The 13,794-nt window shown below is 54.6% G+C and carries 15 protein-coding genes and 1 other RNA gene; 9 read left to right on the plus strand and 7 right to left on the minus strand.

The window, feature by feature from the left end; translation table 11 throughout:
- Positions 1 to 28 precede the first annotated feature (28 nt).
- A complete protein-coding gene (locus PYL13_RS12780; protein WP_275641590.1) occupies positions 29 to 1,081 on the plus strand; it encodes a bifunctional transcriptional activator/DNA repair enzyme AdaA in 1,053 nt (350 codons plus the stop codon).
- A gap of 97 nt (positions 1,082 to 1,178) precedes the next feature.
- Here PYL13_RS12780 and PYL13_RS12785 read toward each other — a convergent pair whose 3' ends face one another.
- The 7 genes from PYL13_RS12785 to PYL13_RS12815 form a co-directional block, all read right to left on the minus strand.
- Positions 1,179 to 2,720, minus strand: coding sequence for a Do family serine endopeptidase (locus PYL13_RS12785; RefSeq protein WP_275641591.1), 1,542 nt, complete (start codon positions 2,718 to 2,720; stop codon positions 1,179 to 1,181).
- A 167-nt stretch (positions 2,721 to 2,887) separates the two neighbouring features.
- Complete coding sequence (locus tag PYL13_RS12790) at positions 2,888 to 3,280, minus strand: nuclear transport factor 2 family protein (RefSeq protein ID WP_275641592.1); 393 nt, start codon at positions 3,278 to 3,280, stop codon at positions 2,888 to 2,890.
- A gap of 83 nt (positions 3,281 to 3,363) precedes the next feature.
- A complete protein-coding gene (gene hflC, locus PYL13_RS12795; protein WP_250981837.1) occupies positions 3,364 to 4,287 on the minus strand; it encodes a protease modulator HflC in 924 nt (307 codons plus the stop codon).
- Position 4,288: 1 nt separating this feature from the next.
- A complete protein-coding gene (gene hflK, locus PYL13_RS12800) occupies positions 4,289 to 5,404 on the minus strand; it encodes an FtsH protease activity modulator HflK (protein WP_259144421.1) in 1,116 nt (371 codons plus the stop codon).
- A gap of 143 nt (positions 5,405 to 5,547) precedes the next feature.
- Positions 5,548 to 6,075: a dihydrofolate reductase gene (locus PYL13_RS12805; protein WP_275641593.1), complete on the minus strand. Its 528-nt coding sequence runs from the start codon at positions 6,073 to 6,075 to the stop codon at positions 5,548 to 5,550.
- On the minus strand, positions 6,072 to 6,866 hold the full coding sequence (locus PYL13_RS12810) for a thymidylate synthase (RefSeq protein ID WP_250981839.1): 795 nt from the start codon (positions 6,864 to 6,866) through the stop codon (positions 6,072 to 6,074). The genes PYL13_RS12805 and PYL13_RS12810 overlap by 4 nt, the downstream gene beginning before the upstream one ends.
- A gap of 91 nt (positions 6,867 to 6,957) precedes the next feature.
- On the minus strand, positions 6,958 to 7,266 hold the full coding sequence (locus PYL13_RS12815) for a DUF2853 family protein (RefSeq protein WP_275641594.1): 309 nt from the start codon (positions 7,264 to 7,266) through the stop codon (positions 6,958 to 6,960).
- A gap of 224 nt (positions 7,267 to 7,490) precedes the next feature.
- On the opposite strand from PYL13_RS12815, the gene ssrA reads away from it, so the two are divergent.
- The 8 genes from ssrA (at position 7,491) to betC (ending at position 13,765) form a co-directional block, all read left to right on the plus strand.
- Positions 7,491 to 7,852, plus strand: a transfer-messenger RNA (tmRNA) gene (gene ssrA, locus PYL13_RS12820).
- Between the two features lie 127 nt (positions 7,853 to 7,979).
- Positions 7,980 to 8,489 carry an SspB family protein gene (locus PYL13_RS12825; protein ID WP_192488555.1) on the plus strand — a complete coding sequence of 170 codons (510 nt, stop codon included), beginning with the start codon at positions 7,980 to 7,982 and terminating at the stop codon, positions 8,487 to 8,489.
- Between the two features lie 132 nt (positions 8,490 to 8,621).
- Entirely contained in the window at positions 8,622 to 8,816 is a 195-nt protein-coding gene (locus PYL13_RS12830; RefSeq protein ID WP_259144375.1) for a DUF4169 family protein, read from the plus strand.
- Positions 8,817 to 8,904: 88 nt separating this feature from the next.
- On the plus strand, positions 8,905 to 9,144 hold the full coding sequence (locus tag PYL13_RS12835) for a ribbon-helix-helix domain-containing protein (protein ID WP_275641595.1): 240 nt from the start codon (positions 8,905 to 8,907) through the stop codon (positions 9,142 to 9,144).
- Positions 9,145 to 9,469: 325 nt separating this feature from the next.
- Entirely contained in the window at positions 9,470 to 10,429 is a 960-nt protein-coding gene (gene tauA, locus PYL13_RS12840; RefSeq protein ID WP_275642030.1) for a taurine ABC transporter substrate-binding protein, read from the plus strand.
- Between the two features lie 88 nt (positions 10,430 to 10,517).
- A complete protein-coding gene (locus tag PYL13_RS12845; RefSeq protein WP_275641596.1) occupies positions 10,518 to 11,309 on the plus strand; it encodes a taurine ABC transporter ATP-binding protein in 792 nt (263 codons plus the stop codon).
- 74 nt (positions 11,310 to 11,383) lie between these two features.
- The gene (locus tag PYL13_RS12850) at positions 11,384 to 12,169 is read left to right on the plus strand and encodes an ABC transporter permease subunit (RefSeq protein WP_275642031.1); all 786 of its coding nucleotides are present in this window, start codon (positions 11,384 to 11,386) and stop codon (positions 12,167 to 12,169) included.
- 81 nt (positions 12,170 to 12,250) lie between these two features.
- The gene (betC, locus tag PYL13_RS12855; RefSeq protein WP_275641597.1) at positions 12,251 to 13,765 is read left to right on the plus strand and encodes a choline-sulfatase; all 1,515 of its coding nucleotides are present in this window, start codon (positions 12,251 to 12,253) and stop codon (positions 13,763 to 13,765) included.
- The last annotated feature ends 29 nt before the right edge of the window (positions 13,766 to 13,794 follow it).

Consider the following 13,794-nt stretch of genomic DNA (forward strand, 5'->3'; position numbering starts at 1 on the left):
TGTCAAATGTGATTTATTAATAAGAGCCATGTTATTTGCTCTTCCTGACACCCAAACACTCTACAAGGCTCTTCTGGAGCGCGACCAGTCCTATGACGGCCGCGCCTATGTCGGGGTAACCTCGACCGGAATATTCTGCCGTCTCACCTGCCCGGCCCGCAAGCCGAAGCCGGAGAATTGCCGCTTCTTTGCAAGCGTGCCTGAATGTATGTCGGCTGGCTTTCGAGCCTGTCTCAAATGTCACCCGCTCGGTCCAGCCGCCGAGGCCGATCCCGCCATCGCCACCTTGCTGAATGCCTTGAAGGACAAGCCCGGTTATCGCTGGAGCGAACAGGATGTCGAGAGATTGAAACTCGACCCCTCCACAGTTCGCCGCAGCTTCAAACGCCATTTCGGCATGACCTTTCTGGAAATGGCACGACTGGAACGTCTCCGGCAGGGTTTCGAAACGCTGGGTGATGGTGGCCGCGTTATCGATGCCCAGCAGGATGCCGGTTTTGAATCCCCCACCGCGTTTCGCGTCGCCTTCTCGCGCCTGCTCGGGCAAGTCCCCGGACGGTTGGCAGACAATGCACTGCTGCAGGCAGACTGGCTGACCACGCCGCTAGGCACGATGATCGCCGTCACCGACAACAAATCCTTGCACGTGTTGGAGTTCGCCGACCGTAAAGCCCTTCCGGCTGAACTGAAAAAACTAGTGGACCTGTCAAAGGGCAGTGTCGGTGTTGGTCGTCTTCCACCGCATGACGTGCTTGAGAAGGAGCTGGATGCTTACTTCACCGGCAAGTCCGCAGACTTCAAGATACCGCTCGCCTGCCACGGCAGCGAATTCACCCGCACCGTCTGGGATGCCTTGCGTGAGATACCGGCAGGCGCGGTGCGCAGTTACAGCCAGATTGCCGAACAGATTGGCAGACCAACCGCCACGCGCGCCGTTGCCCGCGCCAATGGCGCCAACCAGATCGCCCTGATCATTCCGTGCCACCGCGTCATTGGTGCAGACGGATCCTTGACCGGTTATGGCGGAGGCCTGTGGCGCAAACAAAAACTGATCGAGATCGAACGACAGTTTCTGACCTGACACCCCCGTCACGCCACACAGCGGACTTCAAAACAAAACCCCGTGCAGATCATCATCTGCATGGGGTTTTTGATTCTCGGTTTCAGTTTGGGACAGCCTATTCGAGCGGCAGAGCCACGAACCGAAGATTGCCCTGCGCATCGGCAATCATCATATGGGCGTTCTTGCGACCTTCGGATTTCAGACCGTTGACACGAACCATTACATCACCGGGAACTTCCATAAAGTCCTGCCCAACTTCGACGATGATGTCACCCGACTTCACACCCTTTTCGCCAGCAACCGAACCGTCGGTCACGCTTTCGACCAACACACCTTCAACGCTTGACGCGATGCCACGTGCGGTACGCAACTCGTCGGTCAACTTCACCAGTTGCATTCCGAGCACGTTTTGTGGCGCGTCATTGCCATCAGTCATCTGATCGTCGACCATCGGCGAACCATCATCCTGCTGGGTCATGTCGTTGCCGGTGTCACCATCGGTTGGATCTTCCGATGTTGTGTCTTCCGTGGCCGAAGCAGCATCGTCCAGACGGCCCAGCGTGACTTTTACAGTCTGCTGCTTGCCGTCCCGCACGATGATAACGTCTACTTCCTTGCCAACCGGGCTTTCAGCGACAACACGCGGCAGATCACGCATTTCATTGACCGGTTTGCCGTCAAAATTCAGAATGATGTCGCCAGCCTGGATAGGACCGTTTTCAACCGGACCACCCTTCACGACACCGGAAATCAGCGCGCCCTTGGTGCTATCAAGACCAAGACTTGCCGACACATCATCAGTCACAGGCTGCACGCGTACACCAAGCCAGCCACGGCGCGTCTCACCAAATTCGATCAACTGATTGACGATGTTCTGGGCAAGTTCGGTCGGCACTGCAAAACCGATACCGATGGAACCGCCACTTGGCGAAATGATCGCCGTGTTGATGCCGATAACCTCACCCTTGAGGTTAAACAGCGGACCACCGGAGTTACCCTTGTTGATCGCCGCATCCGTCTGGATGAAGTTGTCGTAAGGACCAGCATTGATGTTACGGCCACGCGCCGAAATGATGCCGACGGACAGCGAACCACCGAGGCCAAACGGGTTCCCGATTGCCATCACCCAGTCACCAATGCGCATGGCGCGGGAATCACCGAATTTCACAGCCTTGAGCGGCGCCTTCGGCTCTACCTTCAAAACGGAAAGGTCGGTTTTGGTATCGGTACCGACAAGCGTTGCCTTCAGCTTCGAGCCGTTTGGAAACACCACCTCGATATCGTCAGCACCTTCGATGACGTGGTTGTTGGTAACAACAAACCCCTTGGGATCGATAACGAAACCGGAACCGAGCGAGTTGACCTTCTGGCCACCTTGCTGCTCACGCTCGCCATCAAAGAAATCCTTGAAAAATTCCTGGAACGGCGAACCCTCAGGCACCTGCGGCACAGGACCCTTGCCAGTTTCTTTGACCTTCTGCGAGGTGGAAATGTTCACCACCGCGTCCAGCAACGGCTCGGCAAGATCAGCAACCGAGGCTGGTCCCTGGCTTTGCGCATATGCTGGCACCGTCAAAACCAGACCGTTCATCAACATTGCAATTCCTGCTGCCACGGAAACGGTGGAGCGGAAAGGCGAGCGCAGTATCAGGGCCATGGTATCCTCGTGTCGTGAACCGCAAATCGAATTCTAAAAAACTTATTCTTCCCGCTTAACGCATGATTTATTCGGGGAATGCAAGCTTTCTCTCAATCCTATTCATCAACCATAAGGCGGAATGATGAAGTGTAAAAATACCTTTTCGTGATCAACAGCATTTTCCTCTATATTTGCCGAGTATTGCCGTCATAGATCACAGGTTCGCCAAGCTTGAACCATGCTTTGGCGATCTTGCCATCTTCAACTTCGTAGATGCAAATCACATCGACTTCACCTTTACCCTCGGGGAAGTTGCGGATCACCGTCTCATGGTCGATCACCACATTGCCGACGGATATGCGGCTCAACAACTTTCCCTGAAGATCAGGTTCTTTGAAACGTTCAACGTGGCGAGCGCGAATTTCTGCGGCGCTGTTCGCCAGAAGCGTTGAGGGAAATGCGTAATATTGGCAATCCTCTGCCCACCAAGGCATGAATGACTCAATATCGCGGGCATTGTAGGCCTCCAGTTGCTTTTGCACTGGCAGCAGAACCGCATCGTCAGTCTGTTTTGTCATCAATCCAAATCCTGAAAAATCACTCGCAATAAAAAAAGGCCGGTATCAAACCGGCCTTTTTCCTATCAGACTTTCAACATCGATCAGTTGGCAGGAGCCGGTGCAGCCGGTGTCTGTGGCTGCGGCAGTGTGCCTGAAAGGTTGTTGAAATAACGGAAGAACTGCGAATCTGGTGAAAGAACCAGCGTCGTGTCCTTGCCGTTCATCGAGGCAGCATAAGCAGCCATTGAACGGTAGAACTCGAAGAAGGACGGATCACGCGTGAAAGCATCCGCGAAAATACGGTTTCTTTCAGCGTCGCCCTCACCGCGCATGACTTCAGAATCGCGCTGGGCTTCCGATTCCAGCTCGACGACCTGACGGTCGGCGATAGCGCGACGGCGCTGACCTTGTTCATTACCGCGAGCGCGGATCAGTTCGGCTTCCGCCAGACGTTCAGCCTTCATACGCTCGAAGGTCTGCTGCGAGACTTCCTGCGTCAGGTCAGTACGGCGAATGCGAACATCCACGATGCTGATACCGAGCGATTCCGCGTCAGGACGCAGATCGTCACGTACTTCCTGCATCATCGATGCACGGGCATCAGACAAGGCCGATTCGAAACCGCGTAGACCGTAAACCCGGCGAAGCGAGGCATCGAGGCGTGTGCGAAGACGTGCTTCAGCAGACATCTGGTCACCCGAAACCGTTTCACGGAAACGACGGGCATCGGTAATGCGGTAAACAACGAATGCGTCTACCTCATAGAACTTGCCGCCGGAAACCTGCACGCGGATGTCGTCATGATCGAAACGCAGAGCACGATTTTCAATGTACTGCACTCGATCCGCGTCCATGAACGCGAATGGCAGCTTGAAGTACAGACCTGGTTCGGTCTTCACATCCTTGATCTGACCGAAGCGTACCACGATGGCCTGCTGACGTTCAGTAACCACGAAAATCGACGAATAACCGAAGAACAGCACCAGGCCGATAAAAACGAGGAGTGCAGAGAGACGATTGCTCATATTAGTTGCCTCCCTGCGTCGCGGCAGCCGCTGCGGCACCGCGTGTAATCTCGTTGAGCGGCAGGTAAGGAACAACTCCCTGCTTCTCGTCAATAATGATCTTGCTGGTACTCTTCATGACCTGTTCCATCGTTTCGATGAACAGACGCTGACGGGTAACATCGGGTGCCTTGGTGTATTCATCATAGATGGACACGAAACGCTGCGCTTCACCCTGAGCTTCGTTTACAACACGGCTCTTGTAAGCGTTTGCTTCTTCGCGGATCTGAGCTGCCTGACCGCGTGCCGCACCAAGCTTCTGGTTGGCATACTGGTTGGCTTCTTCAACAAAACGGTCTTCGTCCTGCTCGGCGCGCTGCACTTCGTCAAACGCATCTGCCACTTCGCGCGGCGGTGCTGCATCTTCGATAGCAACAGCATTAATCGAAAGGCCAGCTCCGTAACCGTCCATCGTAGCCTGAATGATGTTACGAACATCAGCAGCGATCTGTTGGCGGTTATCACGGAAAATGTCCTGCGCCGGACGGCGACCAACAACTTCACGCATCGCGCTTTCGGAAACCTGTTGCAAGGTTTCAGCAGGCGTGTCGACGTTGAAGAGATAAGACTTTGGATCCGTTACGGTAAACAGCACGGAGAACTGTACGTTCACGATGTTCTGGTCGCCGGAAAGCATGACACCTGTACCGGTCGACGATGTCGCACGCGAACCAATATTCTGCTGCTGCTCTGTAACCTTGACGATCTCGACCGTTTCAATCGGCCAGAAATGGAAGTGAAGGCCCGGCATGGACACTTCATCCTTCGGCTTGCCGAAACGCAGTTCAACGCCGCGCTCATCTGGCTGCACCGTGTAAATGGACTGCATGGCAACGAAAGCAATCAGCACCAGCGCAAGTATGGCAACAACACCGCCATTAAAACCGCCCGGCAATATGTTGCGAAAACGATCCTGTCCGCGTCGGATAATGTCTTCCAGATCCGGTGGGCCACCATTTCCACCACCACCACCGCCGCCACGCGGACGGTTCGGTCCCTGCCCCCACGGGCCTCCTTGGTTATTACCACCGCCGCCGCCCCAAGGGCCGCCGCCGCCATTTTGATTGCTCCAGGGCATCAATACCTCTTGTGTTATGAATTCTCCCGCCCCCACCCTGCCGATTGCTCGCGCTGAACGGGTATATCGACCCCGTTATAGGGACGCAAACCTGCGGTTTCAACGCAGAGGCGGTAACTTATTCGACAATCAGGGTAAATTGTTCACTTTGCCGCGCCTCTTCGCCTGTAGGTAGCAAAGGTCACAGCATAGTTGTCTTTCTCACCGGCTGGTGCGGCCGTTTCGTCCACCTTTTCAAACCGCTCAGGATCAATGTCCGGGAAATACGTATCCCCATCAATCCGTGCATCAATATGCGTCATATAAAGGCGGTCGGCAAATGGCATCGACTGGGCGTAGATTTCACCGCCACCGGCCACAAAAACCTCGTCTACACCAAGCTCTTTCGCCTTGGTCTTTGCCAGATCAAGTGCGGCCTCCAGCGACGACACGACATCAACACCATCTGGGCGATAATCGACATTGCGGCTGATGATAATATGCGGACGCCCCGGCAAGGGACGCTCGCCGACCGAGATGAATGTCTTACGACCCATGATCATCGGTTTACCCATGGTCAGCGCCTTGAAACGCTTGAGATCGGTGGACAGCTTCCAAGGCATGTCAAGCTCGCGGCCGATAACACCGTTTTCTGTCACTGCGGCAATCAGGGAAATGTTGGGCGTGCTCATACCGCAATCGGTGCCTTGATGCTTGAATCAGCTTCGTAGTTCTCCAGCGTAAAGTCTTCGAACTTAAAGTCAAAAAGGCTTTTCACGTCAGGATTGATGCGCAGTGTCGGCAAGGCTTTCGGCGTACGCGTCATCTGCAACTGCGCCTGCTCGAAATGGTTGGAATAGATATGCGCGTCACCCAGCGTGTGCACGAAGTCACCCGGCTTCAGACCAACCACCTGCGCGACCATCAGTGTCAACAGAGCATAGGATGCGATGTTGAATGGCACACCGAGGAAGATGTCAGCCGAACGCTGGTATAGCTGGCAGGACAATTTGCCATCGGAGACATAGAACTGGAACAGGCAGTGGCACGGCGGCAGCGCCATGTCATCCACCAGCGCCGGGTTCCATGCCGACACGATATGACGGCGCGAATTGGGATTGGTCTTCAGGCTTTCAATCAACAGGGCAATCTGATCGATATGGCGACCGTCAGGGGCTGGCCAGGAACGCCACTGCGCACCGTAGACCGGACCGAGATCACCATTTTCATCCGCCCACTCGTCCCAGATCGAAACGCCGTTTTCCTTGAGATAGGCGATATTGGTATCACCCTTCAGGAACCACAGCAGTTCATGAATGATCGAGCGCAGATGAAGCTTCTTGGTGGTGAGAACCGGAAACCCTTCCGACAGATCAAATCGCATCTGATAACCGAACACGGAGCGTGTCCCAGTGCCGGTGCGATCGCCACGGTCACTTCCAGTGTCCATCACATGTCGGAGAAGATCGAGATATTGCTTCATTTAGGGTCCGCCGCAAATTCCAAATTTGTTCTGAGTATAATATTGAACTGCGGCGGAACCAACGTCTCGGGGACGGAGTCCCGGATTATTTTTACAAACTATCCAATTTGCCTAGCTCTTTGGCGACCAGATAATAGAACGTCACGCGCGATTTGGAGCGGTCAGCCGCCAGGGTTTTGCACACGGCATCAACGGCATTATCGGCCGCAGCGCCCGTGACGCCAAGTTTTTTGCCGCACCACTTTTCTTTCACGCGCGCCAGCTCTTCAGGATCGGACGCCGACACCAGCGAGGAATCGCGATTGCGAAGCGCAATACCCAGGTGCTTGACGATTTTGCTGACGACTGCCTCGTCTGCACCCGCGTCGTATTTTTTCACATCTGCAAGATAGTCCGTCATGTCCTCTCCTTCATGTGTCCTCAAGCGTCATCTCCACAAACTTCAGGAGGCGCTTGTTAAGTACAATCTATCAGAGCAATGATTGCGTCAAGAACGGCCATGATGTTTTGCCAACTTGTCACATAGCCTGACTTTAAAGGGGTTTTCCGGCCCGTTTGCAAAAACACAATGGCGCAATCGTCCATTCAGGCTTCCAATTGAATTTAACGGATAAAACCAATCAGACACTTGTTTTGTTCACGTCTCCGGCTTATCTAGAGGGTGCTTCGCAAGAAGATATGGCGATAAATGGTCGGTGTAATAAACCTATTGGACCCGGGGGCGGTACCCGGCGCCTCCACCAAAAACCGGTGGCCTTCTGGCCGGCTTTTGATGGGGGCGAAATAGGATCGACAAGGGCGTAAAGATCGTACTTTTGCTCGGCATGATACCGCCGTTATCGGGTCACAAGTGTAGTTGCAAATGACAACAACGCTAAGGAATACGCTCTCGCTGCCTAATGGCGGTGCGGGAATTCCGCTCTAAGTCCTTACGGTTAGCCCCGTAAGGCGGGGTTCGGAGGTACCTGGCAACAGAAACCTCCACCTTCTTTCTTTCAACAAATTCCTATATAATGACGTGACTCGTACGCAGGGTTTGGCGTTGCCGTCCCATGCGTCATTGAATATAGTGTCTGCAAAGACAATTGCATGTATAAAGAAAGATAGGATCGCATGGGGCAGGACCATATCCGTTACGATATTCTCGCACAGGATGCTCTTCGCGGCGTTATCCGCAAGGTGCTGAGCGAAGTTGCCGCAACTGGCCGCCTTCCCGGTGATCACCACTTCTTCATCACCTTCCTGACCGGCGCGCCGGGAGTGCGTATCTCCCAGCACCTCAAGGCTAAATATGCCGAGCAGATGACCATCGTCATCCAGCACCAGTTCTGGGATCTGAAGATCACCGAAACACAGTTCGAAATCGGCCTTTCCTTCTCCGACACACCAGAGAAGTTGGTTATTCCGTTTAACGCCATCCGTGGCTTCTACGATCCTTCCGTCAACTTTGAGCTGGAATTCGACGTTCCGCTGTCTGACGAGGAGGAAGAAACCGAAGGCGCAGAAATCACCGCTTATCCGGAAGTGACGGCTGAAAAGGCACCTGCGGTCGAAGGTGAAGCAGGCGAAGAGAAAAAGGCCGGCTCGGTCGTTTCGCTCGACGCATTCCGCAAGAAACATTAATCCGGCGGCACCATTCGCTTTATGACTGGTGCGCTTACAGAATGAACGAAGCCATTGGTTTTGGTTCCAGGTCGTGGCGGGTGTTCCCGCCACTTTCGTTTTATGTTGACACTTATTGGTCAGGAAACCGAGATGTCCGCTGACGTTGTCAATCTTCGCCAGTTCCGCAAACAGAAGGCGCGCTCTGAAAAAGAGAAGCAGGCGGACCAGAACCGCATTACCTTCGGGCGCACCAAGGCGGAAAAGAACCTGACCAGCGCCCTGAATGACAAAGCGGAAAAAACGCTGGATCAGGGGCGCATCGAAAAACCGCAGGATGACAAGTGAGCGGAAACAAACGCTACTTTTCAAACACTTGCAGCAGGTTTCGGACTCAATCTGACAACTGCTTGAATCAGTTTCGAAAGCCGAAACAGTGATCCGCAAACACTCAGCCACTCTTCACGGTCACCGTACCAGCATTTCCCTGGAAGACGCCTTCTGGAGCGAATTGCAGGATATTGCCCGCCATCGCAGCATGAGTTTTGCCGCATTGCTGGCCGAGATCGATGACAATCGCCCGCCAGAAAGCAACCTTTCCTCCTCGCTTCGGGTCTACGTGCTGGAGTGGATCAAAGCATCTGTCAAATCCGAGAGCAACGACACCGTCTCCTGACACAGCCAGAAACATGGCCTGAGACATCAAGGCGCTTGCCTCAAAGGTCATATCACGACCTTCCGCGATATGTACCTGACTGCGAGGTGTAAAACACACAGTTCTACTGCATATCCTCGCTGCACCGGAACTATCGGTGCGGTTTATTCAAAAATTACGCAAAACACATACCGCCAATACTCCACTAAAAAGATGTATTTTGCTGTTTATCCCTAAAACCCGTCACTATGCTCTTAATCCAGGACAACAAATCCGAAACCGGAACCCCTGCGAACAAGGTGCTTACATGACGATCAAAAAGTTTCTCACGATTACAGCAGCCACGATGGGTGTGGTCTTTGCAGGCATGACGGCGGAAGCCGCTGACAAGAAGGTTGTTGTTGCCTACCAGACCGACGCGCTGCCCTCCTCCGTGGCCATTGCCAATGGCGAGTTTAAACAGCCGGGTTACGAGATCGATTTCCGCAAGTTCAATTCCGGCGCTGAAATCTTCGCCGCCATTGCGTCGGGAGACGTGCAGATCGGTTACGTCGGCTCCAGCCCGTTCGCATCGGCAACATCCCGCGGTCTGGATGTGAAGGCATTCTACCTGTCATCGATTTCCGGCACTGACGAAGCGCTGGTTGTCAGCAATGCCTCCAAGATCTCATCTCTCGATGACCTCAAGGGCAAGAAGCTGGCCGCCGCTCCCGTGTCGACCGACCACTATCAGCTTCTGGCACTGATCAAGTCGCTGGGCCTCAGCGAAAAGGATGTTCAGGTTCTCGCCATCCCCCAGCCTGAAATTGTTGCCGCCTATACCCGTGGTGACATTGACGGCGGCTTCGTCTGGGACCCGGCGCTGACTGAACTGAAGAAAAACGGCAAGGTGCTGATCACCTCCAAGGACGTCGCCGAAAAGGGTGCTCCCACCTTCTCCGCCTGGGTCGCGACAGGTGAATTCGCCAAAGACAATCCGAACTTCCTGAAGACGTTTTCCGGCGTGATCAACAAATATTACGGCTCCTTCCTCACCGACAAGGCCGCATGGGGACCAGACAGCGACAATGCCAAGACATTGGCGAAATTCCTCGGCGGCACTGCCGAGCAGCAGGCTTCTGCACTGACCAATCTCAATCTTCTGACACCGGAAAAGCAGGCTTCTGCCGACTGGCTTGGCGGCGGTGAAAAGTCGGGTGCTGCCAATATTCTCAAGGAAACTTCGGAGTTCTTGAAAAGCCAGGGCAAGATTTCCGAAGTGCTGCCAAGCTACGCCGCCTTCGTGACGCCGGATGCTTTGAAGTAACGCGATAATACGAAGCAAACCCTGTCCCGCCGGTCGCAACGACCGGCGGGACACTCTGTTGACAGAGCAACAATATCGGGGAACAAAAATGTTGAGCATTCAAAATGCCAGTGTCTATTTCGACGGGCGCGATGGCCGTGACATCCACGCACTTGACCGGGTCAACATCGATATTCCAGACGGCGCCTTTGTGGTGGCGCTTGGCGCATCAGGCTGCGGCAAGTCGACTTTGCTCAATGCTATCGCCGGTTTTCTGCCGCTGTCGGAAGGCGAAATCACGCTGAATGGACGGGCCATTACCGGCCCCGGCGCTGATCGCGGTGTGGTTTTCCAGAAAGATACGCTTCTTCCCTGGTCCAATGTTCTCGACAATGTGGCGCTAGGCTTGAAATTTGCAGGCACCTCCAAACGGCAACGCCACGAAAAAGCGCAGGAATTGCTAGCGCTCGTTGGCTTGAAGGACTTCGCCAAAAGCTTTCCCTATGAGCTTTCGGGCGGCATGCGGCAGCGCGTTGGCATTGCGCGCGCACTTGCGACAGAGCCCGACATTCTGTTGATGGACGAACCCTTCGGCGCATTGGACAGCCTGACCAGAGAACAGATGCAGGAACTGCTGATTTCCGTCTGGCACCGCACGGGAAAACGCATCTTTTTCATCACCCATTCGATCGAGGAAGCCCTGTTCCTCGGCACCCATGTCATCGTCATGTCGCCGCGTCCCGGACGGATTGTTGCCCGTTACGAACTGGATTTCGTCAAACGTTTTGTCGAAACCGGCGATGTCAGATCCATACACCTGTCACCGGAATTTGGTCTGTTGCGCGAAGAAATTCGCGAAATTCTCCATGGCGACGACAATAAGGGGCGGTTAAGCGCATGACAACGATAGAGCTAGATAACACCCGGCCACACACCTCCGAGACCACCGCGCCAGCCCGCAAAAAAACCGTTCGCATGGCAGGTTTCGGCATCGATGGAAAACCGTCGCTGGCCATCAGCCTGGTTACCGGCGCAATCATCATTTTGCTGTGGTGGGCTGCAACCGCATTGAAACTGACACCAAGCCTGTTTCTGCCCAAACCCGGTGAGGTGCTGCGCCAGTTTTTCGTCATCTGGAATGATGGTTATGCCGGTGCATCGCTTGGCGAACATGTCGGCGCAAGCCTGTTTCGCATTGGCCTTGCCGCAATACTGGCGCTGGCAACGGCAATTCCGATCGGTCTGTTGATGGGACTGAACCGCTGGGCAAAAGGCATCCTTGATACGCCAATCGAATTTTACTGGCCGCTCCCGCCTCTCTCCTATCTGCCATTGATGATCATCTGGCTGGGTATTGGTGAAACCTCGAAAATTGCCCTGCTGTTTCTGGCAATGTTTGCACCGATTTGTCTCTCGGCCCAAGCGGGCGTTCGCTCGGTTTCGATTGAGAGGGCGCAGGCGGCCCGTGCACTAGGTGCCACGCGCTGGCAGTTGTTCTCCCATATTGTACTGCCAAGTGCTTTGCCGGAAATCCTGACTGGCGTGCGCATTGCGTTCGGCATTGGCTGGGGAACGTTGGTGGCGGCAGAACTGATCGCCTCAACACAGGGCATCGGTTTTCTCATCATGTCGGCAGCACAATTTCTGGCAACCGACGTGGTGTTTGTCGGCATCGCCATTATCTCCGTCTGCGCCTTCGGTTTCACCGCATTGGTCCGCTTGCTGGAACGTGTGCTGGTGCCGTGGAAGGGCAAGGCCTGACCAAACAAGGGGGCGGCGCACCCTGCTCCGCTCGCCTGAAACTGCGATATAGCAAGCATGACATGCATGACTGGAATGACCATGAGCAAGCCCAACATCCTGATCCTGATGGCCGACCAACTTAACGGCCTGTTCTTTCCGGATGGCCCCGCCGACTTTCTGCACGCCCCTAATCTGCGACGGTTGGCATCGAGATCAACACGCTTTGCGACAGCCTATACCGGCAGTCCGCTTTGCGCACCGGGCCGCGCCTCGTTCATGTCGGGACAATTGCCGAGCCGTACTCGTGTTTATGATAATGCCGCCGAGTTTGCCTCCGACATTCCAACCTTTGCCCATCACCTTCGTCGTGGCGGTTATCACACCAGCCTTTCCGGCAAGATGCATTTTGTCGGTCCAGACCAGCTCCACGGGTTTGAGGAACGACTGACCACCGATATCTACCCTGCCGATTTTGGCTGGACACCGGATTATAACAAGCCGGGAGAACGCATCGACTGGTGGTACCACAATATGGGCTCGGTCAAGGATGCGGGCATTGCTGAAATCACCAACCAGCTCGAATATGACGATGAGGTCGCCTACCACGCCGTCGCTAAGATCAGGGATCTATCGCGACGTCTGGATGACCGGCCGTGGAGTCTGACGGTCAGCTTCACCCATCCGCACGATCCCTATGTGACACGGCAGAAATATTGGGATCTCTATGAAGACTGCGCCTTTCTTGATCCGGTGACCGGGCCAATTCCTTATGAGCAGCAATGCCCGCATTCCCGGCGCATTCTCGATGCCTGCGACCACTTGGCGCTCGATATTTCTGCCGAGGATGTGCGGCGCTCCCGCCGCGCCTACTTTGCCAATATCAGCTATATCGATGAGAAGATCGGCGAAATTCTCGATGCGCTCGAGGCCGGTCGCATGGACAAGGATACGATAATCGTTTTCCTGTCCGACCATGGCGATATGCTTGGCGAGCGGGGCATGTGGTTCAAGATGAGTTTTTATGAAGGCTCGGCGCGTGTACCCTTGATGATAGCCGCTCCCGGCCTGACATCAGGCCTTGTTGTACAACCGGTCTCGACGCTGGATATTCTGCCAACCCTTGCCGCGCTTGCTTGTATCGACATCAGCCCGTTTGCATCCTGGATCGATGGCCAGAGCCTCGTCGATGTCGCCAATGGCAATGCAGACCGCGATCCTGTCTTCATGGAATATGCTGCCGAGGCCTCCATCGCCCCGCTGGTTGGTGTGCGTGATGGTCAATACAAGCTGGTGCTTTGCCCGGTCGACCCACCGCAACTTTTTGATCTTGAGGCAGACCCACAGGAAACCACCAACTTTGCGACTGATCCTGCCTATGCTGAGGTTTTTGCGAAGCTGGAAGCGCTGGCATTACAGCGTTGGGACATCGCGCGTTTTGATGCCGATATCCGAACCAGCCAGGCACGTCGGCATGTGGTCTATGATGCGCTCAGAAGCGGCGCCTATTATCCATGGGATTTCCAGCCGTTGAAGAAGGCGTCGGAACGCTACATGCGCAACCACATGGACCTGAATATTCTCGAAAGTTCAAAACGTTATCCGCGAGGAGAATAACGGCGCCCATCGCGCCGTTTCTCTTGTCT

The organism is Agrobacterium sp. Azo12, from assembly GCF_029193765.2.
GTDB lineage: Bacteria > Pseudomonadota > Alphaproteobacteria > Rhizobiales > Rhizobiaceae > Agrobacterium.

What these genes read in the sequence shown, in the direction of transcription:
- PYL13_RS12805 (WP_275641593.1), bottom strand. Translation starts at nt 6,075, where the DNA reads ATGAGCACGCCCAACATTTCCCTGATTGCCGCAGTGACAGAAAACGGT.
- PYL13_RS12850 (WP_275642031.1), top strand. Translation starts at nt 11,384, where the DNA reads ATGGCAGGTTTCGGCATCGATGGAAAACCGTCGCTGGCCATCAGCCTG.
- PYL13_RS12780 (WP_275641590.1), top strand. Translation starts at nt 29, where the DNA reads ATGTTATTTGCTCTTCCTGACACCCAAACACTCTACAAGGCTCTTCTG.
- PYL13_RS12845 (WP_275641596.1), top strand. Translation starts at nt 10,518, where the DNA reads ATGTTGAGCATTCAAAATGCCAGTGTCTATTTCGACGGGCGCGATGGC.
- tauA (WP_275642030.1), top strand. Translation starts at nt 9,470, where the DNA reads ATGGGTGTGGTCTTTGCAGGCATGACGGCGGAAGCCGCTGACAAGAAG.
- PYL13_RS12825 (WP_192488555.1), top strand. Translation starts at nt 7,980, where the DNA reads ATGGGGCAGGACCATATCCGTTACGATATTCTCGCACAGGATGCTCTT.
- hflK (WP_259144421.1), bottom strand. Translation starts at nt 5,404, where the DNA reads ATGCCCTGGAGCAATCAAAATGGCGGCGGCGGCCCTTGGGGCGGCGGC.
- PYL13_RS12785 (WP_275641591.1), bottom strand. Translation starts at nt 2,720, where the DNA reads ATGGCCCTGATACTGCGCTCGCCTTTCCGCTCCACCGTTTCCGTGGCA.
- betC (WP_275641597.1), top strand. Translation starts at nt 12,251, where the DNA reads ATGAGCAAGCCCAACATCCTGATCCTGATGGCCGACCAACTTAACGGC.
- PYL13_RS12790 (WP_275641592.1), bottom strand. Translation starts at nt 3,280, where the DNA reads ATGACAAAACAGACTGACGATGCGGTTCTGCTGCCAGTGCAAAAGCAA.
- PYL13_RS12810 (WP_250981839.1), bottom strand. Translation starts at nt 6,866, where the DNA reads ATGAAGCAATATCTCGATCTTCTCCGACATGTGATGGACACTGGAAGT.
- PYL13_RS12830 (WP_259144375.1), top strand. Translation starts at nt 8,622, where the DNA reads ATGTCCGCTGACGTTGTCAATCTTCGCCAGTTCCGCAAACAGAAGGCG.
- PYL13_RS12815 (WP_275641594.1), bottom strand. Translation starts at nt 7,266, where the DNA reads ATGACGGACTATCTTGCAGATGTGAAAAAATACGACGCGGGTGCAGAC.
- hflC (WP_250981837.1), bottom strand. Translation starts at nt 4,287, where the DNA reads ATGAGCAATCGTCTCTCTGCACTCCTCGTTTTTATCGGCCTGGTGCTG.